Genomic DNA, 24,612 nt, shown 5'->3' on the forward strand with positions numbered 1-24,612 from the left:
ATTATAAAATGACAGTATTTTTAATCATAATAGTAGTAGCATTATTTGCGATAACTGTTTGGCAGCTTACAAGGATCTTCCAGTTATCCAGGAACACTAATACCCTGGACTCTTCGCAGATAGCAAATGACAAGGATAACAAGACTCAGGGAAACCTGATGCTCGCCTTTGGGATCGCTTTTTATATTTTCATGCTTTACAACTTCTGGAGTTTTGGAGACCGAGCACTTCCTGCTGCTTCTTCAGAGCACGGTGAAGAGTATGATAACCTGCTTTTGATCACTATGGCCGTAATTATGTTTGTACAGGTCATCACCCAGGGTCTGCTGCACTACTTTGCCTTTAAATACAAAGGGAAGAAGGGGCAGAAAGCACTTTTCTTCGCAGATAATGATAAGCTGGAATTTGTATGGACAATTATTCCTGTGATAGTGCTCGCTGGATTGATCATCTACGGATTATTTACCTGGAGTGATATAATGGACATAGATGAAGAAGATGATCCAATTGTAGTAGAACTCTACGCTAAACAGTTTAGCTGGATTGCCCGCTACGCAGGAAAAGACAATGTACTGGGAAAAGCGAACGTAAGGTTTATTGAACCAAGTAACCCTTTAGGAATTGACAATAGTGACCCTTACGCCCTTGATGACGTCGTAACTGCAGAAATCCATCTGCCTGTAGACAGGCCGGTACTATTTAAAATGAGATCGCAGGATGTACTTCACTCTGCATATTTTCCTCATTTTAGAGCTCAAATGAACGTTGTTCCGGGAATGATTACTCAATTTGCGTTTACACCCACTGTAACAACAGATGCTATCAACGAGACTGAATATATGAGGGATAAAGTTGCCAGGATAAACGAAATACGAAGAGAAAAAAATGAGGAATTGGTCGCCCTCGGGGAAGAGCCGTTGACAGATTATGATAACTTCGAGTACTACCTGTTGTGTAATAAGATTTGTGGGGTAGCGCACTACAACATGCAGATGAAGGTAGTCGTGGAAACCGAAGAAGAGTTCAATGTCTGGATGGCAGAACAAGAGGAATATTCCGAGACTCTTGGTGATTTGATTGGTGCAAAAAAGGATCGGAAAAGTACAGGAGAGGAACTTGCACAGGTAGAAAATTAATTAAGTAAGAATAAAGAAATATGTCAGCAGTAGGACACGTACCGGTTAATGAACATCCACATGATGATCACCATCATGAAGGTAATTTCTTTACGAAGTATATATTCAGCATGGACCATAAAGTTATTGCAAAGCAATACCTTTTTACGGCACTTTTCATGGGGATCATTGGGATTGCGATGTCAATCTTCTTCCGTATGCAGCTTGCCTGGCCGAGCGAATCATTTAAAATTTTTGAAATTTTCCTTGGAAAATGGGCTCCCGGAGGAGTAATGAGCCAGGAAGTTTATCTGGCGCTAGTTACTATTCATGGTACCATCATGGTTTTCTTTGTTCTTACACAGGGATTAAGTGGTACTTTTAGTAACCTGTTAATCCCGCTCCAGATTGGAGCACGGGATATGGCTTCAGGATTTATGAACATGCTTTCTTACTGGTTGTTCTTCCTTTCCTGCATCATAATGCTCAGTTCCCTTTTTGTTGAGTCGGGGGCTGCTTCTGCAGGTTGGACAATTTACCCGCCGTTAAGTGCCCTTCCACAGGCTATAGGTGGTTCAGGACTCGGTATGACCCTGTGGCTGGTCTCAATGGCAATATTTATCGCTTCCTCACTTCTTGGGTCCTTAAATTACATTGTAACAGTCATCAACCTTAGAACTAAAGGTTTATCGATGACCCGTTTGCCTTTAACCATTTGGGCTCTTTTTGTTACAGCAATCATTGGGGTAGTATCCTTTCCGGTTCTTTTGTCGGCTGCTTTGATGCTTATAATGGATAGGAGCTTTGGAACTTCCTTCTTCCTTAGTGATATTTACATTGGAGGAGAAGTGCTGCACTACCAGGGTGGTTCGCCAATCCTGTTTGAGCACCTTTTCTGGTTCCTTGGACACCCTGAGGTTTATATCGTAATTCTTCCTGCCATGGGTATCGCATCAGAGATTCTGGCAACAAACTCGAGAAAACCTATTTTTGGATACCGTGCCATGATCGCCTCCATTTTGGGAATTGCATTTCTTTCAACAATTGTTTGGGGGCACCACATGTTCGTATCGGGAATGAACCCGTTCCTGGGTTCGGTGTTTACCTTTACTACATTATTAATTGCAATTCCTTCCGCAGTAAAAGCATTTAACTGGATCACGACTATTTGGAAAGGTAACCTGCAAATGAACCCTTCCATGTTGTTCTCTATTGGATTTGTATCTACCTTCATTACAGGAGGTTTAACAGGACTGGTTCTTGGAGACAGTACCCTCGATATTAACGTTCACGATACGTATTTCGTTGTAGCTCACTTCCACCTGGTGATGGGTATCTCTGCTCTTTATGGAATGTTTGCCGGAATCTATCACTGGTTCCCAAAGATGTTCGGACGAATGATGAATAAGAACCTGGGTTATATTCACTTCTGGATTACCATTATTGGTGCTTATGGGGTATTTTTCCCGATGCACTTTGTGGGAATGGCCGGTCTACCGCGTAGATATTACGATAACACTGCTTTCCCTTACTTTGATGACCTTTTGGAAATAAATGTCTTGATCACCATTTTTGCTATTATAACTGCACTGGTACAACTTGTATTCCTTTATAACTTTATACACTCTATTATTGCAGGAAAAAAGGCAACAGCAAACCCTTGGAATTCAAATTCCCTTGAGTGGACTACGCCTGTAGAGCCTATTCACGGTAACTGGCCGGGAGAGATCCCACACGTTTATCGCTGGCCTTATGACTACAGTAAAACAAATGAGAAAGGGGAGTACGTCATTGCAGGACAGGACTACGCGCCGCAGAATGTTCCTTTGCAGGAAGGAGAAGAAGAGCTTAACCATTAGGTCTTTTTAAACGCAACAGTATAAAGCCTTTTCATCCACATGAAAAGGCTTTTTCTTTTATCTTTGTTTCTTTAATATCTTTTTATGAATGAAAACCTTGATCCCTCCGGCGAAAATTTTTCTTCGGAAGAACTGGATATCGAGAGAGCTTTAAGGCCTCTCGAATTTGATGATTTTGCAGGTCAGGATCAGGTATTGGACAACCTCAAAGTTTTTGTGGAAGCTGCCAATCAAAGAGGAGAGGCGCTTGATCATACACTTTTCCATGGGCCACCCGGGCTTGGAAAAACTACTTTAGCTCATATTCTGGCTAACGAACTTAATGTTGGGATAAAAGTAACTTCCGGTCCTGTTCTGGATAAACCCGGAGATCTTGCCGGGTTACTGACTAACCTGGACGAAAGGGATGTGCTGTTTATAGATGAGATCCACCGCCTGAGTGCTGTTGTAGAAGAATATCTTTATTCGGCTATGGAAGATTATAAGATTGATATTATGATCGAGACGGGGCCTAATGCCCGATCGGTCCAGATCAACCTGAATCCCTTCACCCTTATCGGAGCCACTACCCGCAGCGGATTGCTTACAGCTCCCATGCGCGCCCGCTTCGGGATTTCCAGCCGACTCGAATATTACACTACCGAATTACTTTCCGATATTGTTCAGCGAAGTGCACAGATCCTCAAGGTGCCTATCACTATGGAAGCAGCTATTGAGATCGCCGGACGCAGTCGGGGTACCCCGCGTATTGCAAATGCACTTTTAAGACGGGTGCGTGATTTTGCACAGATCAAAGGCAACGGGAAGATTGATATCGAAATTGCAAAATATAGTCTTAAAGCATTGAATGTCGACGCCCATGGCTTGGATGAAATGGATAATAAGATTCTTACCACGATCATAGACAAATTCAAAGGCGGACCTGTGGGCATCACTACCCTTGCCACTGCCGTTAGTGAAAGTGCAGAGACCATTGAAGAAGTATATGAGCCATTTTTGATCCAACAAGGATTTATCCAAAGAACTCCCCGCGGCCGGGAAGTGACCGAAGCTGCCTACAAACACCTTGGAAGGGTGAGGGGTGGAATTCAAGGAGGTCTATTTTAAATCGGAAGTCAGACCTCACAGGTTTTAAAATCCTGTGAGGTCTTAAAACACAGAAGGTAACCATGAAAGAAGAGAGTGACATAAAGTCAAAAAAGGTGCCTGCAGTTCCGGCCTGGGAATTTTACAAAAATTCTCTTCGCATCCTTGAGAATCCCCTGATCTTTCACCGGAAGAAATTTGAAAAACTAGGAGACACCTTCAGGTTAAAAATTGGTCCCGGTAGCTCTGTTATCTTCTCCCGAAATGCTGCTTTTGCCCAATATGCCCTTCAGAAAAACCATAAAAACTTCTCCAAGACCCCCATCCAAACGCAGGATATGGCAAAATATCTGGGAAAGGGTTTGTTAACATCTGAAGGGGAACACTGGAAAAAACAACGCAAGCTCATCCAGCCAGCCTTCCATAAAAAGCAACTGGTACTTTTATTAAGTAGCATTAAAGCCGCTATATCAACAGAGCTGAATAAAATAGAAACCGGAAAAACTGTGGACATTTTTCCGGTGTTTAATGATCTGGCATTCCAGACGGTAGTAAAATCCCTTTTCAGCAGTGCGGTGGGGCAGAAGGAGATCAACCGGCTACAGCATATTACAGAAGCTGCACAGAAAATGCTGGTGAAGGAATTGAGGCAACCATATCTTGGCTGGTGGTTCAGCCTGTCGGGAAAAATTAAAGAGCATACAGACCTTACAGATGAAGCCAGGGATATCCTTAGGGAACTCATCAATGAGAGGAGAAATTCGGGAGAAAAACAGGATGACCTCCTGGATATGCTGCTGGATGCAAGATATGACGATGGCAGCAGCATGGAGAATGAGCAGCTTATAGATGAAATTCTTATTCTTTTCACTGCAGGCCATGAAACAACCTCCAATGCTCTTACTTTTACCGCTCAACTTCTCGCAAGACATCCGCAGGCACAGGAAAAGATCCTGGAGGAGGTGAAAAACGCGAATGGGGAAACTACATCTCTTGCTGAATTCATTCAATCCTGTACTTATACCAAAATGGTTATTGAAGAATCGATGAGGCTATATCCTCCTGTCTATTTTATTGACCGGCTGAATAATGAAAAGGATGTTTTTGACGGGTTGGAAATTCCGAAAGGTTCCACTTTACTTTTTTCTATGTATGAGATCCACCGGCACAGAGATTTTTGGGAAAACCCTGAGGAATTCAAACCGGAGAGATTTACAGATCCTAAAAAATATTCTTCCTGTTATTATCCCTTTGGAGCCGGCCCAAGGATGTGTATTGGAAATAACTTTGCTATGTACGAGATGATTCTGACAGTGGCCGAACTGGTGGAGCGTTATGAAATTTCCTCCTCCTCCGCCCCTATACAAATTAGGCCATTGATCTCACTCAAACCTGAAAATTCAATTTTGGAGTTTAAGCTTCGGAAGTAATACCTCTCAAAAATGGTATTTTTGGAACCTCTTGTTTTTTCAGCTTGGGCACAGTAGTTGCAATTATTCGAACCGTGAGTAATTCCTTAGCTACCAGAAATACAGCCCTGATAAAAGCCGAAGCCAAACGCCTCGGATTCCTCTCCTGCGGAATTTCCAAAGCTGAATTTCTTGAGGAAGAAGCTCCCCGCCTGGAAGAATATCTGCAAAAAGAAAGACACGGAAAAATGTCATTTTTGGAGAACTATTTTGACAAGCGCCTTGACCCAACAAAACTCGTTGAAGGTTCAAAAAGTGTAATTTCCCTGCTCCTCAATTACTATCCCGAAGAAGAACAGCGGCAAGATTCCTATAAGATCAGCAAATACGCTTACGGAACAGATTATCACTTTGTAATAAAGGATAAACTGAAAGGTTTGCTGCAGTTTATGCAGCAGGAAATTGGAGAAGTTGAAGGAAGGGCTTTTGTGGATTCTGCGCCGGTGATGGACAAAGCCTGGGCTGCAAAAAGCGGATTAGGATGGGTCGGTAAACATACTTTATTGCTGTCAAAGCAGAAAGGCTCCTTCTTTTTTGTAGCTGAATTGATCGTAGACCTCGAGTTGGAGTACGATCTACCGGCAACAGATCATTGCGGAAGCTGCACCGCCTGTATCGACGCCTGCCCCACTCAGGCCATTGTGGAACCATACAAAGTAGATGGCAGCAAATGTATTTCCTACTTCACCATTGAACTTAAGGATGAGTTACCGCAGGAAATGAAAGGTAAATTTGAGGATTGGGCTTTTGGATGCGATATTTGCCAGGATGTGTGCCCCTGGAACCGCTTTTCAAAACCTCATAACGAACCTCTATTTAATCCTCACCCCGAGCTGCTGAGCATGAGCAAAAAAGATTGGGAGGAGATCACTGAAGATACCTTCCGGAAAGTTTTTAAGAAGTCGGCTGTTAAGCGGACCAAATTCAGCGGTCTCACCCGGAACATTAGGTTTCTTAAAGAGGATTCCTAATCTCTTTCTTTCCGAGAATTCGTAACTTTCTGTTCCAATGGAAGAGTTATGATCTCAAAAAAGTCATTTTTAGCCTTTATTTCTTTCTGTTTCCTTCTGAATTTTTCTACGGGTGCTCAGGAACTTCAGCTGGATACGGATATGGTTATGCAGCGCCTCCTGGAGCAGGCTGATACAGATGGGGATAAAAAGATTACTGTAGAAGACGAGCCAAAAGTGCCATTTTTGATACCCCGTTCGGGAGAAGATTCTGTAGCAATTGAAGAGATCTACTATCTCTCGAATTTGCTTCAGGAACTGGCCATAGCCAGGGCTGAAGAAAAGGAGACTCTTCAGATTTCTCTTGAAAAAATTAAAGAAGCGCCGACCCAACGCATTTCCCGACGCATTAAAGAACAATTTTGGGATGATCTCACTCGTACCATTGACCGGGAAGGATTAGAAAGAATTCTGCAGGACTCCAAGGCCGAAGGTGATGTACAACGGTTGTATGTGCCGGCTACAGATTCGGTGGGAATTAGGTACTACAAGGATCTTCAGCAGGAACTGGAAGATTTTGAGGTAGTGGTTCTTCCGAAGCAAATTACTCCGCAGTATGTAAAATCCATTAATGACAAACCTGGACTTTTGTCATTAGCTCTTGAAGATGGCGAGGGCGTACCTTTTGTTGTGCCCGGGGGCAGGTTTAATGAAATGTACGGCTGGGACAGCTATTTTGAAGGAGTAGGACTTTTAATTGATCGACGCCTAGATCTCGCAAAGGCTATGGTTGATAATTTTGTCTACCAGATCAATCACTACGGAAAGATTCTCAATGCCAACCGTTCCTACTATCTCACCCGAACTCAGCCACCATTTATGTCTTCTTTTGTTCGGGAAGTTTATGAGGCCATGGAGGAGAAGGATGAAGAATGGCTTCGGAAATCTCTGGAAGCTGCAATAAAAGAGTATGAACAGGTATGGATGGTTGAAGGGGAGCGGCTAACAGACAATGGGCTTAACAGATATTTCGCCCAGGGGATAGGGATTCCTCCTGAAACCGAAGAAGGACATTTTGAGGGGGTGCTTAAAAAATTCGCTGCAAAGCATAATTTACCCGTTGCTGAATTTGAAGGAAAATACCAGTCGGGCGAGATTCTGGATAAAGAACTTGATGAATACTTTCGGCACGACCGCAGTTTACGGGAAAGCGGTCACGATACCTCCTGGAGACTGGAGGACAGAGCGGCAGATCTAAACACCGTCGATCTTAATTCCCTGTTGTACAAGTATGAAAAAGATTTTGAATACCTGATCGAGGAATATTTTAACGGAGAATTCGAAGCAACTTCAGGAAAGACTTATTCAGCAGAATACTGGGAGGAAAAAGCAGAGGAACGAAAGGAGCTGATGAATCGCTATTTATGGAATGAAGAGGAGGGTAGTTTCTTTGATTACAATTTTGAAAAGGGAGAGCAAACTGGATATATTTCGGCTACAAATTTCTTTCCGCTTTGGAGTGGAGTGGCTTCCGAAGAACAGGCAAAAAAAATGCTTCCCAACTTAATGGAAGATCTAAAAGCAAGAGGGGGAATTCTGTCCACAGCAAGAGAATCTGTAGAAGAAACTGCGACCAGTGAGGTGCAGCGGCAATGGGATTACCCAAATGGCTGGGCGCCGCATCAAATGTTGCTATGGCAGGGTCTGCTCGACTATGGATATGAAGAAGAGGCTGACGAGCTCATCTATCGCTGGCTCTATATGATCACCAGAAATGCGGTGGATTATAACGGAACCATTCCCGAAAAGTATGACGTGGTAAACGCCACCCACAAAGTTTATGCGGAATATGGGAATGTGGGAACGGAGTTCGATTACATCACCACCTCCGGCTTTGGATGGATGAATGCGTCATACCAATTGGGCATGGAACTGCTGCCACAGCATTATCATCAAAAGCTGGATGAATTGGTGCCGCCGGAAAGACTTTTTTAACAGCTAATTCAATTATTGCATTTTCTGAGAAGGTTACGAAGTTCTTTGTTATTATCAACGCTAATCAAGGCTCCATCAACCTCTACCTGTAGAGGGAAGAAGAAGTTAAAAACCTGACCATTCCTGACATTGGAAAGAAATTGGAAAAAGCTTTCTTTATTGGAGATGTTTTCTGAGAAGGTCTTTTGTAATTGTTTGTCATAGAGAAAAACAGTTACCGGAAATTCTATTTCTGCACATGTTACAGGCTGCTCCCCAAGTGCTACTTCATTTTGACACCTTTGCTGAAGTGCCCGTAATTGTTGAGGATTATTTATGGGTATTTGCTGGTAATTGGAATTGGTAGCAGTGAGAGGAAATTGAAGTTCAATTTTACCGGAATTATTACCCGCGCCTCTGTTCTTTATAAACTCTTCAAGATCGGAATTTGAATTTATAGTAATTTTTACACCGTTTACAACAATTTCATAAGGAGTGATAAGAGAGAAACAGGGGCTGTTATCGATCTCATCATCCAGACTGCCATCATGCATGGCGGTTCGCATTACAAGGTCAAAAGTTTCTGAATCCCTGCTCAGGCTTTGTTCTTCTTCTTCGGTTAAAACTTCATACTCCTCTTCCTGGCATCCCATTAGGAGCAGTAGGACCAGGTAAACAGGCAAGAAGGCAAGACCCTTCAGGTACAGAAATTTTTTCATTATAAAAATTACTTGTATTTGTCGAAATTACTCAGATAAAAGATAAATCCGGAAAGAAAAACCGAATAATGAATTCTTCTTTCCGGATTAAAAGGTTTACTCAAGACTTACCTCTCCAAGGTCGGTACGCTCACCTACTAATACTTCAACATTTGGAATTATTACTTCGGCAACAGTTACCTCGTAGGTGCCCGCAGGAACTCCGTAAAGAAGAAATGCACCAGTCTCATCTGTATAGGCAACAATATCATCTTCTGTACTATTGGCGTCACTACTGGCAGTAACAAGAACACTTTCTTCAGAAATTACTGTTCCCGAAATAGATCCACTTTCGGCCACGGTAGTGGTTCTGATAACCGGTTTAAGAATAAAGCCCATATTATTTGGAAGAGCTACTACAGATTTATCCACATTGAAGTCAAGAATAAATTCATAAGCTACTCCTGCTTCAAGGTCGTAGTGAACATTAAGCTTTAAACCTGAAGTTTGCGCACTGGGAGTTTTAAGTTCTGCTTCTTCTGATTCCCCTTCAAGCAGCACACTATTATCATTACCTAAGATAAGCCTTATCTGGCTTAACTGGCCGGCAGGAAAATAACCATCACCAAGCAGGGCACTAACACCACCAGTAAGTTCCAGTAGATTATAAACACGAGGTTCAACATCCACCTGAATGGTTTCCCCGTCTATGATTACCTCCAGGCCTGTTACTTCAACATTCACTTCCTGATAATCGCCCGGGGCATCAACCATGATAAAAGATAATTGTGCATTTTCCTGGTTGTCGTCTTTACTACAGCCGGTAAAAATTACTGCCAGGGCTGCAAAAAGTAGAATAAAAGATTTCAAATTTTTCATAGTATAATTATTTGGGTTATTTCTTTTGAATAGCCTGTAGTGGATATCCCCTTTGGCTATATAACAATTAATTTAACCTTTACCCTACCCTTAGATTAAAAAAATAAATACATTTATCCCGCCTATAACTTCTAAATCTACTTCCCCCAATGAAGGATACCTCCAAAGAGAACCTATGTAATGAACAGGTCTTTAGGGAATTCTATAAGCATCACTCACGAAATCTCTTCAATTTTATGTACTATAAATGTGGGAACAGCGAACAGGCGTCAGATTATGTGCAGGAATCCTTTATAAGAATTTTTGAAAATTGCAGTAAGATTATTCCATCCAAGGCTAAAAGTTTTTTGTTCACTACCGCCAATAATCTTTTTTTAAATGTGAAGAAACATGATAAAGTAAAATTATCATACAAAGAACAACAGGTTTCGGATGGTATTGAAAAGGAAGATCCTCATTTTATTCTCAGAGAAAAAGAATATATGGAACAATTGCAAAACGCAATTGCAAACCTGACAGATGCACAACGGGAGGTTTTTTTATTAAACAGGATTGATGATAAAAAATACAGGGAAATAGCCGAAATCCTGAATATTTCCCAAAAAGCCGTAGAAAAAAGAATGATGGGAGCACTGATTAAACTCCGTGAGGCTTTGGGTGATAATAAGGTGTAAAAGGTAGGGTAGAGTTAGGTAAGGTTGTTATATAAGCAGAGGGAAATCATGGAAAATAGAGATCAAATATTAAAGTGGCTTAATGGGGAATTGACTCCTGAGGAACTGGCGGATTTTAAAATCACTAAGGATTATCAGCAGTTGAAGCCCATAGTAGAAAATTCTTCTCACTTTGAAGCACCTGCATTTGATGAAGATGCAAACTACAGGAAGTTAAAAGAAATAATGGATAACGGGGAAGTGGAGTCCAAAGAATCTTTTGGCAGATTTATGTACCTCAAAATTGCTGCTGTTTTGGTAGTTGTTCTTGCTACAGGGATGTTCTTTTTTTTGAATAAGCAGGAGAGGATTTCAACAGGAACCGCCGAGATCACTTTATTGGATTTACCAGATGAATCTTCTATTATCTTAAATAGTGATTCGCGAATATCTTATCAACCTGAAATTTGGGGTAGTGAGAGAACAATCAAGCTTGTTGGTGAAGCTTTTTTTAAGGTGGAAACGGGCGGAGATTTTACAGTGAAAACAGAAAATGGAAAGGTCAAAGTTGTAGGAACTGCTTTTAACGTGAGAAGTAGAAACGATGAATTTCGGGTGTGGTGTTATGAAGGCGCAGTTAAAGTTTCTTTCGGGGACAAGGAGTTCCTTCTTAAAGAGAGACAGGCATTTTTCGGAACACAGGATACAATTTCAAAAGTCTTGAAGTTTAATGAAGAAATTCCTGTCTGGGCTATTCAGGAAAGTACATTTGAAGCGGTACCTCTGCGGGAAGTTATTAGGGAATTGGAGGAGCAATTTGATATTGAGATAAGCACCAAAAATGTGAATCTCGAGCAGTTATTCACAGGATCTTTCAGTCATTCAGATATGGAACTTGCTTTAAAGGCCGTAACAGTTCCTCTACAGTTACAATATGTGACTGAAGCTGACAAAAAGATCGTACTCTATGAAGAATAATTGCCGGCGTAAACCTAAAGCAATTGTTGTCTTTCTTATTTTTTTCAGTTGTTTTATTGGGAATTCACAGGTTTCAACAGAGACTTCCTTAAAATTAATATTGCCAGAACTGGAAGAAAAATTTGATGTTCGGTTCTCCTATCTGGAAAAAGATTTAGATAATATCCAGGTAAATTTGCCCACAAATCTAAAGCAGCTTGATGATGTCCTGAATTTTCTACGGGATCAAACTTCTCTTTCCTTTATTTTGCTAAACGATCGTTATATTGCTATAAGAAAAACCAGGACGGAAGAAATCTTCTGTTTTATCTTGAAGGATAGCAACACCGATTTACCCATATCGGGGGCGGGAGTATTTAATATAAATGGCGATTTAATAAATTTTTCCAATGAAGCAGGAGAGGTGGTTCTCAAAGATTCTGATATTGATAAAAACATAGTCATCAGGCATCTGGGATATAATCCCGTAGAATTAAAGCAGGAAATCACATCTTATAGGCATTGCCCTGAAGTTTTGATGATTCCTTTTGTTGAAGTCCTGGGAGAGTCTGTTATAGTTAATTATCTCACCACAGGGATAAGCAGGAGGAGAGATGGGTCCACTATGATTAATACAGATAATTTTGGTACGCTGCCGGGAATGGTTGAACCCGATATTCTTCATATCCTGGAGGCTCTACCCGGGGTGGAAAACGCAAATGAGACAATCTCGAGTATCAATATACGGGGAGGAACGAGTGACCAGAATCTCGTATTGTATGACGGGGTCAAAATGTATCTAACAGGGCATTTTTTTGGTCTTATCTCTGCATTTAATCCAGGTTTGACGAATAAAGCAAGGCTCGTAAAAAACGGCACCAGTTCAGAATTTGGTGGCGGGGTTTCCGGTACAATTGATATAAGTTCAAAAAATGAATTAACGGGTAAAATTTCCGGAGGTGCCGGAATTAGTCTTGTAAATGCCGATGCGTATTTGCAGGTTCCCCTTGCAAACAATCTGGAAGTACATCTCTCTGGTAGAAGGTCAATTGATAATTTTTACAGATCCCCTACTTTTAGCAGCTATTTTTCGAGGGCCTTTCAGGAGTCGGCCGTCTTTACGGGAGGAGATAGAGTTTCAGGGGAAGGAGCCGACTTTAACTTTCAAGATTACAGTGGAAAAATACTCTATAATTTTAGAGATAATCACAAGTTCAGATTAACCGGACTTATCATTGAAAATAAATTAAATTACATTGAGAATCTATCCGGACCTGGAGATGCAACAGAAAGAATCAATTCTCTTGCTCAAAAAAATCTTGTTATAGGTGGATCCTTAATTTCCAACTGGTCCAAAAATTTGGGGACAACTTTTCGGAGCTATCTTACCCGTTATAGTCTTTCGGCATTGAATAAAAATACAGCAACAGAACAAAGCCTTATTCAGAGTAATGAAGTTCTGGAAACAGGAGTTAAGCTCAGTCTTAAATATTCCCTGAGTAGTAGATCTGTTCTTCACGGAGGATATGAATTCTCTGAAGCAGGCGTGTCCAATATCGAGGTTGTAAATAATCCATTTTTTAGTAGCAGGATTAAAAATGTTCTGAGATCTCATTCGGTATTTACAGAAATGACTGTTGAACAGGAACAATTTTTTATTAGGGGCGGATTAAGACTCAACTATCTGGATAGGTTGGAGAAGTTCCTGCTTGAACCGAGGGTAAATATTAATTATAAGGTGTCTCAATCAATAAATTTTACGGTTCAGGGGGAACAGAAAAGTCAGACTTTGAGTCAGATTATCGATCTGCAGGAAGATTTCCTCGGAGTAGAAAACCGAAGATGGATTCTTGCCAATGGTCGGGAATTTCCGGTAGTAAGAAGCAATCAGGTGTCCATGGGAGTAGATTTTAAGTCTGCCGGATGGTTTGTGGACCTGGAAACCTATTACAAAAAGGTGGAAGGAATTAATACTTCTACACAGGGATTCCGGGATCAACACGAGTTTAGAAGGACAAAGGGAAGTTATGATTCCAAGGGCGTGGAACTGCTTGTCAACAAAAAATTAAAAGATTTGCAGGTGTATTTAAATTACACCCTGGCAGAAAGTTCTTATGAGTTTCCAGCCCTGGAATCTTCCTATTTCCCCAACAATTTGGACATTCGCCATTCATTTTCTTTAGCCATGAATTATTCTTTTGATAACCTGATTTTTTCTTTAGGAGGAAAAGCTGCAAGTGGAAAACCCTTTACTGCACCTGTTGAAGATCAGGAAACCTGGCAAGAAGGTAATTTGTGGTTTGTGAACTACGATTCACCAAATGCTGTGAATTTTCCTTTTTACTTTAGATTGGATGCTTCGGCTTCCTACAATTTTAAAATTTCCGAAAAACTAAAAGGTGAGTTTAATGCAGGTGTTATTAACCTGACGAATCGGGAAAATATAATCAACAGATATTACAGGGTTGACGAAGAGAATCCATCTACAGCTATTCAAGTGGATGAAAAATCACTTGGCTTTACTCCCAATATTTTATTCAGGATCATTTTCTAAATAGCTTCTTATTGAAAATATCTTCCTAAACCTTTTCTCCGGTTAAAAGAAGTGATATACTTTAAAAAAGCAACTAATCTTTATTGGTAATTATTCAAACTCTTACCTTTGTGTCGCCTGATTAAACAGGAAATTATGAAGAACGAACGCAAAAGACGTGAAGCTTTAGTATATCACGCGAAACCATTTCCCGGCAAAATTCAGGTTGTTCCAACCAAAAAATATTCAACTCAGCGAGATCTTTCGCTGGCCTATTCTCCCGGGGTGGCCGAGCCTTGCCTGGAGATACATAAAAATGTTGAGAACGTTTATAAATACACCACTAAGGGAAACCTGGTGGCGGTGATCTCTAACGGAACTGCTGTACTTGGTCTTGGTGACATAGGCCCGGAAGCTTCTAAACCGGTAATGGAAGGGAAAGGATTGCTATTTAAGATCTTTGCAGATATTGATGTTTTTGACATCGAAGTGGACACAAAAGACGTTGATGCTTTTGTGGAAACAGTAAAAAACATTGCGCCTACTTTCGGCGGAATTAACCTAGAAGATATTGCTGCGCCCGAAGCTTTTGAAATTGAAAGAAGGCTAAAGGAGGATCTGGATATCCCGGTGATGCATGATGACCAACATGGGACCGCGATCATATCTTCGGCAGCATTGCTTAATGCTCTGGATCTTGCAAATAAAAGAATTGGAAAGGTGAAAGTAGTGATCTCGGGAGCGGGTTCTGCTGCAATTGCCTGTGCTAATCTTTATGTTCTACTCGGAGTAAAAGTTGAGAACATTGCAATGTTTGATGTAAAAGGTGTTTTGCACAGAGAAAGAGAGGATCTTTCTGATTTGCAAAGGCGTTTTGCAGTGAAGAAAAAATATGAGAACCTTTCGGCAGCTATGGATGGTGCCGATGTTTTCCTGGGACTCTCAGTAGGAAATCTGGTGACACCGGAAATGCTGAAGAAAATGGCAAAACGCCCCATCGTTTTTGCTATGGCAAATCCGGAGCCCGAAATTGATTACGATCTGGCTATTGCAACCAGAAAGGATATCATTATGGCTACCGGTCGTAGCGACCATCCTAACCAGGTTAACAATGTTCTCGGTTTCCCGTTTATTTTCAGAGGTGCCCTGGATGTTAGGGCTACAAAGATCAATGAAGAAATGAAGATGGCCGCTGTGAAAGCTCTTGCAAGGTTGGCCAAAGAGCCTGTTCCGGAACAGGTGAATATAGCTTATGGAGAGACCAAGCTTAATTTTGGGACAGATTATATCATCCCAAAACCTTTCGATCCACGCTTGATCACACAGGTTCCTCCTGCTGTGGCTAAAGCTGCGATGGAATCCGGGGTTGCCAAAAATCCTATTCTGGACTGGGAACGTTATGAAGAAGAGCTGCTGGAGCGAATGGGTAATGATAACAAGATCACCCGCTTGCTTATGAACCGGGCCAAAATGGGACCTAAAAGAGTCATTTTTGCCGAGGCAGATCATTTAGACGTTTTAAAAGCTGCACAAATAGCTCATGATGAAGGAATAGCTCAACCTATTCTTATGGGAAGGAAGGATGTGATCCAGGAACTTATGCGGGAGATCGACTTCCACGCAGATGAAGTGCCTATTATTGACTCAAAATCTGACGAAGAAAATGATCGGCGCAACAGGTATGCCGATGTGTATTGGCAAACCAGGAAGCGAAAGGGTGTCACCCGCTATGATGCACAACTTTTAATGAGGCAGCGCAATTATTTTGCCGCAATGATGGTAAACGCTGGTGATGCAGATGCTTTAATCTCGGGTTATTCCAGGTCTTATCCGACTGTGCTCCGCCCAATGCTGGAACTTATAGGAAAAGCTAAAGGAGTGTCCAAAGTTGCTGCCACCAACCTGATGAACACCTCCCGCGGACCTTTATTCATTAGTGATACCTCTGTAAATATAGATCCCAGTGCCAAAGAACTTGGGAAGATTGCCCAGATGACCGCTCGTACTGTAAGACTTTTTGGAATGGAGCCGGTGATCGCAATGATCTCCTACGGAAACTTTGGATCTTCACAGAATGAAAAAGCCGAAAAGGTTAAAGAGGCTGTAGATTACCTGCACCGTTTCTATCCGGATCTTATTGTGGATGGTGAAATGCAGACCGATTTTGCTCTTAACAGTGAAATGCTTCAAAAGAAATTCCCTTTTTCGAAGCTTGCCGGTCGTAAAGTAAACACGCTCGTATTTCCTAATCTTGATTCCGGTAACAGTACCTATAAACTTCTGAAAGAGTTGAACAAAACGGAATCTGTTGGTCCAATCCTTATGGGAATGAACAAACCTGTGCATGTGTTGCAGTTGGGTGCGAGTGTAGAAGAAATTGTGAACATGACCGCTGTAGCAGTCGTTGATGCTCAGGAAAAGGAACGAAAAGCAAAACGTGAACAATAAGAATTAGTGAAAGGATATTGATTTTAGAGATGCGCTTTATCCTGTCCCAAAGCCTTGGGAGTTTAAGGTTTAAATGACAAATAATCTGGTAAAGAATCCTTCTGAAAGAAACTCAGTAGGATTTTTTTTAGTCCGCCGTCTTCTTTTGGAAATAACTGTCCGAAAATGCCATTTTTAGGAGGTATTTGTCGTAGCACTTGTGCTTTGTCGTCCTTTGAATTTTAGTACATTTGACCACTCAATTATCTATCTTACATGATCTACAGCATTAAAGGCCGGCTCGTGGAAAAGAATCCTACTAACGTAGTTATCGACTGCAACGGAGTAGCATATTTTATCCATATTTCCCTTCATACTTTCTCTCATATTCCTTCACAGGAATCACTGCAGTTATTCACTCACTTGCAGGTGAAAGAAGATTCGCATACGTTGTATGGATTTTGGGAAAAATCTGAGCGGGAGATCTTCAGGTTGTTGATCTCGGTTTCGGGGGTTGGTGCGAGCACAGCCCGCAGCATGTTGTCGTCCCTTGAGCCGCGGCAAATCATGGAAGCCATAGCAGCCGGAGATGTAGCTACAATCCAGGGGATAAAAGGGATTGGAGCGAAAACCGCACAGCGGGTTATTATTGATCTAAAGGATAAGATCTTAAAAGTCTTTGGAATTGATGAAGTTTCTGCTCCACAAAGCAATACGAACCGCGAAGAAGCGTTATCTGCTTTAGAGACCCTTGGGTATACACGAAAGCAATCTGAGAAAGTTGTAGACAAAATTGTGAAGGAAGAACCTGATGCTTCAGTGGAATCTCTTATAAAGCAGGCACTTAAAAAACTATGACTCCTTTGGAGCAGAACTATATTTTCAGGTTTTGGCTTTCACCTTCCTTTGCACTTCTTTGTGTGCTGGTTTTTACGTCGCCTTCCCTTGCACAGGATACTATTGTTCAACAGGATACGACTAAAACAGGATATTCCCTTGGAAAAATTCGGTTACCCAACCCGAACAGTATAGTTGCTTCTTATACCTACGATCCCACCCTTGACCGATATATTTACACCGAAACTCTAGGCAGATTAAATGTCACTGCCCCCCTAATACTTACTCCCGAAGAATATCAGGATTTGGTAATTCAGGAAGAAATGCAACAGTACTTCCAGGAGAAGTCGGACGCATTATCGGGAAGAAAAGAGGGTACAGAGGATGGACAACGGGACTTACTCCCCGGCTTTTATGTGAATTCAGATTTTTTTCAGAATATTTTTGGTGGAGGTGATATTGAATTTATTCCGCAGGGATCGGTTGCACTGGATCTGGGAATTTTATATTCAAAGAGAGATAATCCTGCTTTTTCGCCGCGCAACAGGAGCACTTTCACATTCGATTTTGATCAACGAATCCAGCTGAGTCTCCTCGGAAATGTTGGAGAGCGCTTAAAAGTTACCGCCAATTACGACACCGAATCAACCTTTGATTTTCAAAACCAGTTAAAGCTGGAATATACTCCTACCGAAGATGATATCATTCAGAAGATTGAGGTGGGTAACATCAATATGCCACTTAATTCTGCTCTAATCCAGGGTGCGCAAAGTTTGTTTGGGATCAAAACTCAGCTTCAGTTTGGAAGGACAACCATAACCGGTGTCTTCTCTGAACAAAAGAGTGAACGACGAACAGTAAATGTTGAAGGCGGGGCTACTGTTCAGGAATTTGAGAAATTCGCTATTGAGTACGATGAGAATAGGCACTTTTTTCTGGCCCACTATTTTCGGGATAAATACGACGAAGCTCTTGAGGATTATCCTTTTATAAATTCAAATGTGCAAATTACACGTGTACAGGTGTGGGTGACCAACAGAACAAATAACGTTCAGAATCTTACTGATACCAGAAACATTGTTGCCATTCAGGATCTCGGAGAATCGCCCGTTCCGGGAAATATTGGTCTTGAAAATCCGCCGGCAGGTTTCTTTAACCGTCCTGCAAATTCTTTTGCCGACAACCTTAATAACGACCTAAATCCCTTTGGAATAACCGGACCGGGAGAATCATTGCTTACACCTGCCATAAGAGATGTGGCCAGAGTGGAGTCAGGTTTTGGCGGCCTGCAGGTTTCAGAAGGAAGGGACTATGTAAAGTTGGAAAATGCGAGGCAGTTGGAACCCTCTGAATACCGGCTTAACTCGAGACTGGGTTATATCTCTCTGAATCAAAGACTGGCAAGTGATGAGATTCTTGCTGTTGCTTTTCAATACACAGTTGGAGGGGAAGTATACCAGGTGGGGGAGTTTGCCAGTGATGGAATTGATGCTGCAGGCGGTACGGGTGTGGAATCTTCCATTTCACAAAACCTGGTAGTCAAGATGCTCAAAAGCTCAGTCACTAATGTGGACGAGCCGGTATGGGATCTCATGATGAAGAATGTTTATAACCTGAACGCTTATAATTTGGAAAGAGAAGATTTCAGGATGAATATTGTCTATACAGATCCTCAACCTCTTAATTATATTACAGGAATAGATGGGGTGCCGCTTCCTGAAGATGTGGAGCAAACTCCTTTACTGCGGGTTTTTAATCTTGACAACCTCAATGTAAATGGCGATCCAATCACCAGCGGCGACGGATTTTTTGATTTTGTTCCGGGGATCACTATAGATCCGGAAACAGGTGCAGTAATTTTCACCTCTGTAGAACCCTTTGGTAGCTACCTCTTTAATAAATTAGATCTCAATCCAAATGCGGGACCGGAAATTTATGAACTTCCCGAAACCTGGAATGCCAATCAACAAAAGTATGTTTTTAGAGCCCTTTACAACACTACCAAAACCCAGGCAGAGCAAGAGCAGGCGGAAAAGAATAAATTTCAGCTTCGTGGGCGCTACAAATCATCGAACGTTGAGGGAATTCCTATAGGTGCTTTTAATGTGCCGCAGGGATCGGTTACCGTGACCGCTGGGGGAAGGGTGTTGCAGGAAGGTGTGGATTACGTGGTGAATTACCAGTTTGGACGGGTGCAGATCCTGGACGAAGCTTTGCTGGCTTCCAATATTCCGATCCAGGTTTCAACAGAGAATAATGCCCTTTTTGGGCAGCAAACAAAACGATTTACGGGGCTTCATGTGGAGCATCTCTTTAGTGAAAATTTCCTGATGGGGGCCACCTATCTTAATCTTAACGAACGTCCGCTAACTCAGAAATCTAACTACAGCTATGAACCCATTAACAATACCATTCTTGGGCTCAACCTGAATTATTCAACAGAATTACCTTTTTTGACCCGCTGGGTCAACAAGCTTCCAAATATTGATACAGATATTGTCTCCAATCTCTCTCTAAGCGGCGAGGTGGCCTATTTGGTTCCCGGAGCTCCTAAGGGCAGTGAATTTGAAGGTCGGGCTACCACTTATGTAGATGATTTTGAAGCAGCTCAGACTTCAATCGCAATTGACAATCCGCTGGGTTGGGAGCTTTCCAGCGTCCCTCTAGGTTTTGGAGGAGAACTGGCAAACGGTAATCTCGCGACCAATTACAAAAGAGCCAAATTGGCCTGGTATAGTATTGACCCCATTTTCTACGGAAGCAGTAGACCAGATGGTGTAACAGATTCAGATCTTTCCAGTTATGCTTCCCGAAGGGTATTCTTAAATGAGATTTTTCCAAATGTAGATGTGGTACAGGGTCAGTCTCAGGTCTTGTATACTCTCGACCTTGCTTATTATCCCGGAACTAGAGGCCCCTATAATTATAGTCCTGCAGCTGCGGGAGGCAATAACCTGACGAATCCTTCTGAAAATTTCGGAGGTATCACCCGCGCGCTTAACTCGACAAACTTTGAGCAGAGTAACGTTGAATACATTGAATTCTGGATGATGGACCCATTCCTGTATTCAGAAAATGCCGGAAATAACGGAGGGAAGCTTGTTTTCAATCTGGGGAATATTTCAGAAGATGTTTTAAAAGATGGCAGAAAGCAATATGAGAACGGGCTTCCTGTAGATGGCGGGGTGCAGAACACTACTCCTACAGAATTCGGAAAAGTACCTTCCAATCAATCTCTTATTTACGCTTTTAATACTGAAGGCCAGGAGAGACTAAATCAGGATATAGGATATGACGGACTTTCGGATGCAGAAGAAGCTCTAGAATTTCCCACTTTTAGAAGTCTACCGGATCCTGCTGCCGATAATTATGACTATTTCCTGAATGCTTCCGGAGGGATATTAGAACGTTATTTTGATTACAATGGAATTGAGGGGAATTCTCCGCCAGATGTTTCAAGCACAAGCCGTGGAAACACCACCTTACCTACAGTTGAAGATCTTAACCGGGACAATACCATGAACACGGTTGACAGTTACTACGAGTATGAGATCCCTGTTTTTCCTAATATGAACATTGACAACAGTCGCTATGTGACAGATGTTAAGAACTTCTCTATTGAGTTGCCCAACGGGCAGGAAATGCCTGTAAGATGGTTGCAGTTTAAAGTACCTATTTATGAACCAACCGCTGCCCGTGGAGGAATTGGCGATTTCAGGTCAATAAGGTTTATGAGAATGTACCTTACAGGTTTCGAGGATCCCACAGTTTTACGATTTGGAACTATGGATCTTGTGCGCGGGGATTACCGTAGATACACCCAATCTCTTGATCCCGATAAATCTGATCCTACTAACGAAAACACCACTTTTACCGTAGCTTCTGTAAGTATTGAAGAGAATGAAAACCGCCAGCCCATTCCTTATGTTTTGCCTCCTGGTGTGGATCGTGAGGAATTAATGAACAATAATACAAGAGTAAGACAGAATGAGCAATCTCTGGCCTTAACTGTTTGTGACCTTGAGCCACAAGATTCGCGTGGAGTTTATAAGAATTTCCAGCTGGATATGCGGCAGTACAAGAATCTGGAATTGTTTGTTCATGCAGAACCTTTGGTGAACAGGTTGAAGTGGCAGGAAGGAGAACTCGTTGCATTCGTACGAATAGGGACAGATTTCACCGACAACTTCTATCAAATTGAGATCCCACTTAAACCAACCGAATTTGGTGCTGCCTCTGCTTCGGAAATATGGCCTGCAGAAAACCGTATGAACCTGTCCCTTGAATTACTGCAGGAAGTTAAAGCAACAGTTATTGGGAATCCAAATTTCGTCAATACCGAATTAAATTTCTTTAATGAAGCAGGAGAACCGGTAACAGCCGAAACGCCCTACGAGGTGGGCGAGTTAAGGATCGGGATTAAAGGGAATCCAAGTTTCGGGAATGTTAGAATGCTTATGTTAGGTGTCAAAAATGGCCTTTCTGAAGCTTCTTCCAGGAACTTGTGCGGGGAAGTGTGGTTCAATGAACTCCGTCTTTCTGAATTGGACAACGAAGGAGGCTGGGCTGCTATTGTAAATATGGATGCCAACGTTGCGGATTTCGCCAATGTCACAGCCACCGGAAGAAAAAGTACCGTAGGCTTTGGTTCGTTGGAACAGGGGCCAAACCAAAGAAGCAGAGAAGACTTTTTACAGTATGATGTGCTGAGTAATCTTAATATGGGGCAATTGCTGCCGCCCACCTGGGGTGTGAGAATTCCTGTGAGTTACAGTTATGGTGAAGAATTGATCACTCCCAAATATGATCCAGAATTTCTCGATTTGGAGCTCGAAACGGTGCTGGATAACGCCGCAACAGATGAAATAAGAGACGATCTAAGAGAGAGGGCTGAGGATTTTACCCGCCGTCAAAGTATAAATGTGATAGGACTTCGAAAGGAAAGGATAGGTGATGGGAAGCCAATGCCTTATGACATTGAAAATTTGAGTGTTTCGGGAAGTTATAATCAGGTGGATCACCGTGATTTTGAAATAGAAGATGCTTTTGATCAAAATGTACGGGTGGGAGCCACATACGATTATACGTTTGCTCCTGTTAATATTGAACCGTTAAGGAATGTGAGGGCGCTGGACAGCAGTGCATATTTTGCCCTTTTACGGGACTTTAATTTTAATGTTTTCCCATCAAATATTTCTGCAACCTCCACTATATTCAGGCAATATAACGAACAGAAATTCAGGGAAATCAACTTGCCTCCCGGTTTTATAAATGGTATTCCCACACTTTACCAAAGAAATTTTCTTTTTGACTGGCAGTACACCATTAATTACAATTTGACAAAAAACTTAAGGCTGAATTTTGATTCTTCCACTAACAGAATTGTACGAAATTATCTTGATGATGAAAACAATCCTGACACTACTACCGGTGTCTGGGATGGCTTTTTTAACGTAGGTATTCCAAATCAACATTTCCAGTCCCTGCAGCTCAATTACGATTTGCCTTTGGCAAAGATCCCTTTCCTGGGCTTCCTGAAAACAACTTACTCCTATACGGGAAATTTCCAGTGGGAGCGGGGATCTGAGATTTACGAGACGCTTGAGGGAATACCAGATCTTGGGAATAGTGTCCAGAATTCAAACGTACACCAGATAAGTGCAAACCTGGAAATGCAAACATTTTATGATTATATAGGATTTAGGAAAAGAACCCGTCCGGGAGGAGCTAAAACTATTGAAGATAGAAACAGGGCAGTACCCACTCTTGACAGAAATGAACCTGAAATTCCTAAACCGGCAGATGTTGCTCGCTTAAGTGCCGGGGACAGGACCTATAATACTCTCGTAGGTCTCCTTACTTCAATTCGCAGGATACAGGTAAATTACGAAGAGAATAACGGGATATTTTTACCGGGTTATACGAATGATATGGGCTTTTTGGGCACATGGAATCCAACCTTCGGCTTTACTTTGGGAAGCCAGGAGGAGGTGAGGTATATGGCTGCCCGTAAAGGCTGGCTTACTTTATACCAGGACTTTAATCAACAGTATACACGGGTAGAGAATGAACAGCTGGGGATCAACGCAGAAGTTTCTCTCCTGCCCGATTTAACTATCCAGCTTACCGCCGGCAGGTTGTATTCTGAAACTTTTCAGGAGAATTACAGGGTAATTGGGGATCAATATATTCCGCTTACGCCACTCTCCTTTGGAAACTTTAATATTTCAACCATTCTTCTAAAGACTGCTTTTAATCAAAGTTCGGCAGAATCTTCGGCTACTTTTCAGGAATTCAGAGAAAACAGACTTGCAGTGGCAAGAAGACTGGCAATTGAAAACGGGCTGGATCCAAATGAGACCGATGAGCTTGGTTATCCCGTTGGCTTCGGAAAGAATAGTCAGGACGTTCTGCTTCCGGCGTTTTTAGCTGCTTATTCAGGTGCAGATCCCGATGATGTGGCCCTGGGAGCATTCAGAAGTTTCCCTCTTCCTAACTGGAACCTGAAATATACCGGCTTTATGCGCCTGCCATGGTTCAGAGAAAACTTCAGAAGGTTTTCTGTTAACCATGGATATACTGCAGGATACACGGTAAACCGGTTCCAGACCAATCTGGACTATGATCCTGCCAACCCTCGGGAAGCAGATCAGGCGGGGAATTATAAAAGTGAATTGTTGTTTTCCAACATTAATCTTACAGAACAATTTAGTCCGCTTATTCGAGTGGATCTGGAAATGGCAAATTCGATTAAGATTTTAGCCGATGTCCAAAAAGACAGGGCACTGTCATTGAGCTTTGACAACAATCTACTTACCGAGATTAGCGGAAATCAATACACCCTTGGGTTGGGGTATCGTTTAAAAGACTTAAAAATTGATACGAAGTTTGGAGGACGACAAAGGATCCTTAGCAGTGACTTAAATTTTAAGGCAGATGTATCATACCGTCACAATAAAACGGTTATACGATATCTCGACATCGACAACAGCCAGGTGACTGCAGGGCAGGATATATGGGGGATAAACTTTACGGCAGATTATGCTCTTTCGAAGAACCTGACGGCTTTAGTATACTACGATCACAGTTTCTCGGAATATGCGATTTCTACGGCATATCCTCAAACCACCATAAGGTCTGGAATAACTTTGAGATATAACTTTGGAAATTAAAGA

Annotated in this window: 14 protein-coding genes; 12 read left to right on the forward strand and 2 right to left on the reverse strand. The window is 42.0% G+C overall.

Annotated features, from left to right (window positions below):
• Positions 1-8 precede the first annotated feature (8 nt).
• The 6 genes from H148_RS18200 to H148_RS0116760 all read left to right on the forward strand — a co-directional run bounded on the left by H148_RS18200 (position 9) and on the right by H148_RS0116760 (position 8,474).
• Positions 9-1,136: a cytochrome c oxidase subunit II gene (locus H148_RS18200; protein WP_051286583.1), complete on the forward strand. Its 1,128-nt coding sequence runs from the start codon at positions 9-11 to the stop codon at positions 1,134-1,136.
• Between the two features lie 20 nt (positions 1,137-1,156).
• Entirely contained in the window at positions 1,157-2,974 is a 1,818-nt protein-coding gene (locus tag H148_RS0116740) for a cytochrome c oxidase subunit I (protein WP_029035815.1), read from the forward strand.
• 84 nt (positions 2,975-3,058) lie between these two features.
• Complete coding sequence (gene ruvB, locus H148_RS0116745; RefSeq protein ID WP_029035816.1) at positions 3,059-4,081, forward strand: Holliday junction branch migration DNA helicase RuvB; 1,023 nt, start codon at positions 3,059-3,061, stop codon at positions 4,079-4,081.
• 62 nt (positions 4,082-4,143) lie between these two features.
• Entirely contained in the window at positions 4,144-5,490 is a 1,347-nt protein-coding gene (locus H148_RS0116750) for a cytochrome P450 (protein WP_037325544.1), read from the forward strand.
• A 74-nt stretch (positions 5,491-5,564) separates the two neighbouring features.
• On the forward strand, positions 5,565-6,500 hold the full coding sequence (queG, locus tag H148_RS0116755; protein WP_037325570.1) for a tRNA epoxyqueuosine(34) reductase QueG: 936 nt from the start codon (positions 5,565-5,567) through the stop codon (positions 6,498-6,500).
• A 48-nt stretch (positions 6,501-6,548) separates the two neighbouring features.
• The gene (locus H148_RS0116760) at positions 6,549-8,474 is read left to right on the forward strand and encodes a trehalase family glycosidase (protein ID WP_342663265.1); all 1,926 of its coding nucleotides are present in this window, start codon (positions 6,549-6,551) and stop codon (positions 8,472-8,474) included.
• 8 nt (positions 8,475-8,482) lie between these two features.
• On the opposite strand, the gene H148_RS0116765 is transcribed toward H148_RS0116760, so the two are convergent.
• Together H148_RS0116765 and H148_RS0116770 are read right to left on the reverse strand one after the other, a co-directional pair.
• The gene (locus tag H148_RS0116765; protein WP_029035820.1) at positions 8,483-9,172 is read right to left on the reverse strand and encodes a hypothetical protein; all 690 of its coding nucleotides are present in this window, start codon (positions 9,170-9,172) and stop codon (positions 8,483-8,485) included.
• A 96-nt stretch (positions 9,173-9,268) separates the two neighbouring features.
• A complete protein-coding gene (locus tag H148_RS0116770) occupies positions 9,269-10,030 on the reverse strand; it encodes a DUF4382 domain-containing protein (protein ID WP_037325545.1) in 762 nt (253 codons plus the stop codon).
• A gap of 149 nt (positions 10,031-10,179) precedes the next feature.
• Between H148_RS0116770 and H148_RS0116775 the strand changes: the two genes are divergently transcribed.
• The 6 genes from H148_RS0116775 (at position 10,180) to sov (ending at position 24,609) form a co-directional block, all read left to right on the forward strand.
• Positions 10,180-10,704 (forward strand): RNA polymerase sigma factor, encoded by a 525-nt coding sequence (locus H148_RS0116775; protein ID WP_029035822.1) that lies wholly within the window; start codon positions 10,180-10,182, stop codon positions 10,702-10,704.
• A 48-nt stretch (positions 10,705-10,752) separates the two neighbouring features.
• The gene (locus H148_RS0116780; protein WP_051286585.1) at positions 10,753-11,661 is read left to right on the forward strand and encodes a FecR family protein; all 909 of its coding nucleotides are present in this window, start codon (positions 10,753-10,755) and stop codon (positions 11,659-11,661) included.
• A gap of 100 nt (positions 11,662-11,761) precedes the next feature.
• Positions 11,762-14,194, forward strand: a complete 2,433-nt coding sequence (locus H148_RS0116785; RefSeq protein ID WP_169578596.1) for a TonB-dependent receptor plug domain-containing protein — start codon at positions 11,762-11,764, stop codon at positions 14,192-14,194.
• A gap of 135 nt (positions 14,195-14,329) precedes the next feature.
• Positions 14,330-16,621, forward strand: coding sequence for an NADP-dependent malic enzyme (locus tag H148_RS0116790; protein WP_029035825.1), 2,292 nt, complete (start codon positions 14,330-14,332; stop codon positions 16,619-16,621).
• Between the two features lie 255 nt (positions 16,622-16,876).
• Entirely contained in the window at positions 16,877-17,458 is a 582-nt protein-coding gene (gene ruvA / locus H148_RS0116795; protein WP_029035826.1) for a Holliday junction branch migration protein RuvA, read from the forward strand.
• Entirely contained in the window at positions 17,455-24,609 is a 7,155-nt protein-coding gene (sov, locus tag H148_RS0116800; RefSeq protein ID WP_051286589.1) for a T9SS outer membrane translocon Sov/SprA, read from the forward strand. Before ruvA ends, sov begins: the two co-directional genes overlap by 4 nt.
• Positions 24,610-24,612: the final 3 nt, after the last annotated feature.

It is taken from the genome of Salinimicrobium terrae DSM 17865, assembly GCF_000424665.1.
Taxonomy (GTDB): Bacteria; Bacteroidota; Bacteroidia; order Flavobacteriales; family Flavobacteriaceae; genus Salinimicrobium; species Salinimicrobium terrae.

What these genes read in the sequence shown, in the direction of transcription:
- H148_RS18200 (WP_051286583.1), top strand. Translation starts at nt 9, where the DNA reads ATGACAGTATTTTTAATCATAATAGTAGTAGCATTATTTGCGATAACT.
- H148_RS0116740 (WP_029035815.1), top strand. Translation starts at nt 1,157, where the DNA reads ATGTCAGCAGTAGGACACGTACCGGTTAATGAACATCCACATGATGAT.
- ruvB (WP_029035816.1), top strand. Translation starts at nt 3,059, where the DNA reads ATGAATGAAAACCTTGATCCCTCCGGCGAAAATTTTTCTTCGGAAGAA.
- H148_RS0116750 (WP_037325544.1), top strand. Translation starts at nt 4,144, where the DNA reads ATGAAAGAAGAGAGTGACATAAAGTCAAAAAAGGTGCCTGCAGTTCCG.
- H148_RS0116760 (WP_342663265.1), top strand. Translation starts at nt 6,549, where the DNA reads ATGATCTCAAAAAAGTCATTTTTAGCCTTTATTTCTTTCTGTTTCCTT.
- H148_RS0116765 (WP_029035820.1), bottom strand. Translation starts at nt 9,172, where the DNA reads ATGAAAAAATTTCTGTACCTGAAGGGTCTTGCCTTCTTGCCTGTTTAC.
- H148_RS0116770 (WP_037325545.1), bottom strand. Translation starts at nt 10,030, where the DNA reads ATGAAAAATTTGAAATCTTTTATTCTACTTTTTGCAGCCCTGGCAGTA.
- H148_RS0116775 (WP_029035822.1), top strand. Translation starts at nt 10,180, where the DNA reads ATGAAGGATACCTCCAAAGAGAACCTATGTAATGAACAGGTCTTTAGG.
- H148_RS0116780 (WP_051286585.1), top strand. Translation starts at nt 10,753, where the DNA reads ATGGAAAATAGAGATCAAATATTAAAGTGGCTTAATGGGGAATTGACT.
- H148_RS0116790 (WP_029035825.1), top strand. Translation starts at nt 14,330, where the DNA reads ATGAAGAACGAACGCAAAAGACGTGAAGCTTTAGTATATCACGCGAAA.
- ruvA (WP_029035826.1), top strand. Translation starts at nt 16,877, where the DNA reads ATGATCTACAGCATTAAAGGCCGGCTCGTGGAAAAGAATCCTACTAAC.
- sov (WP_051286589.1), top strand. Translation starts at nt 17,455, where the DNA reads ATGACTCCTTTGGAGCAGAACTATATTTTCAGGTTTTGGCTTTCACCT.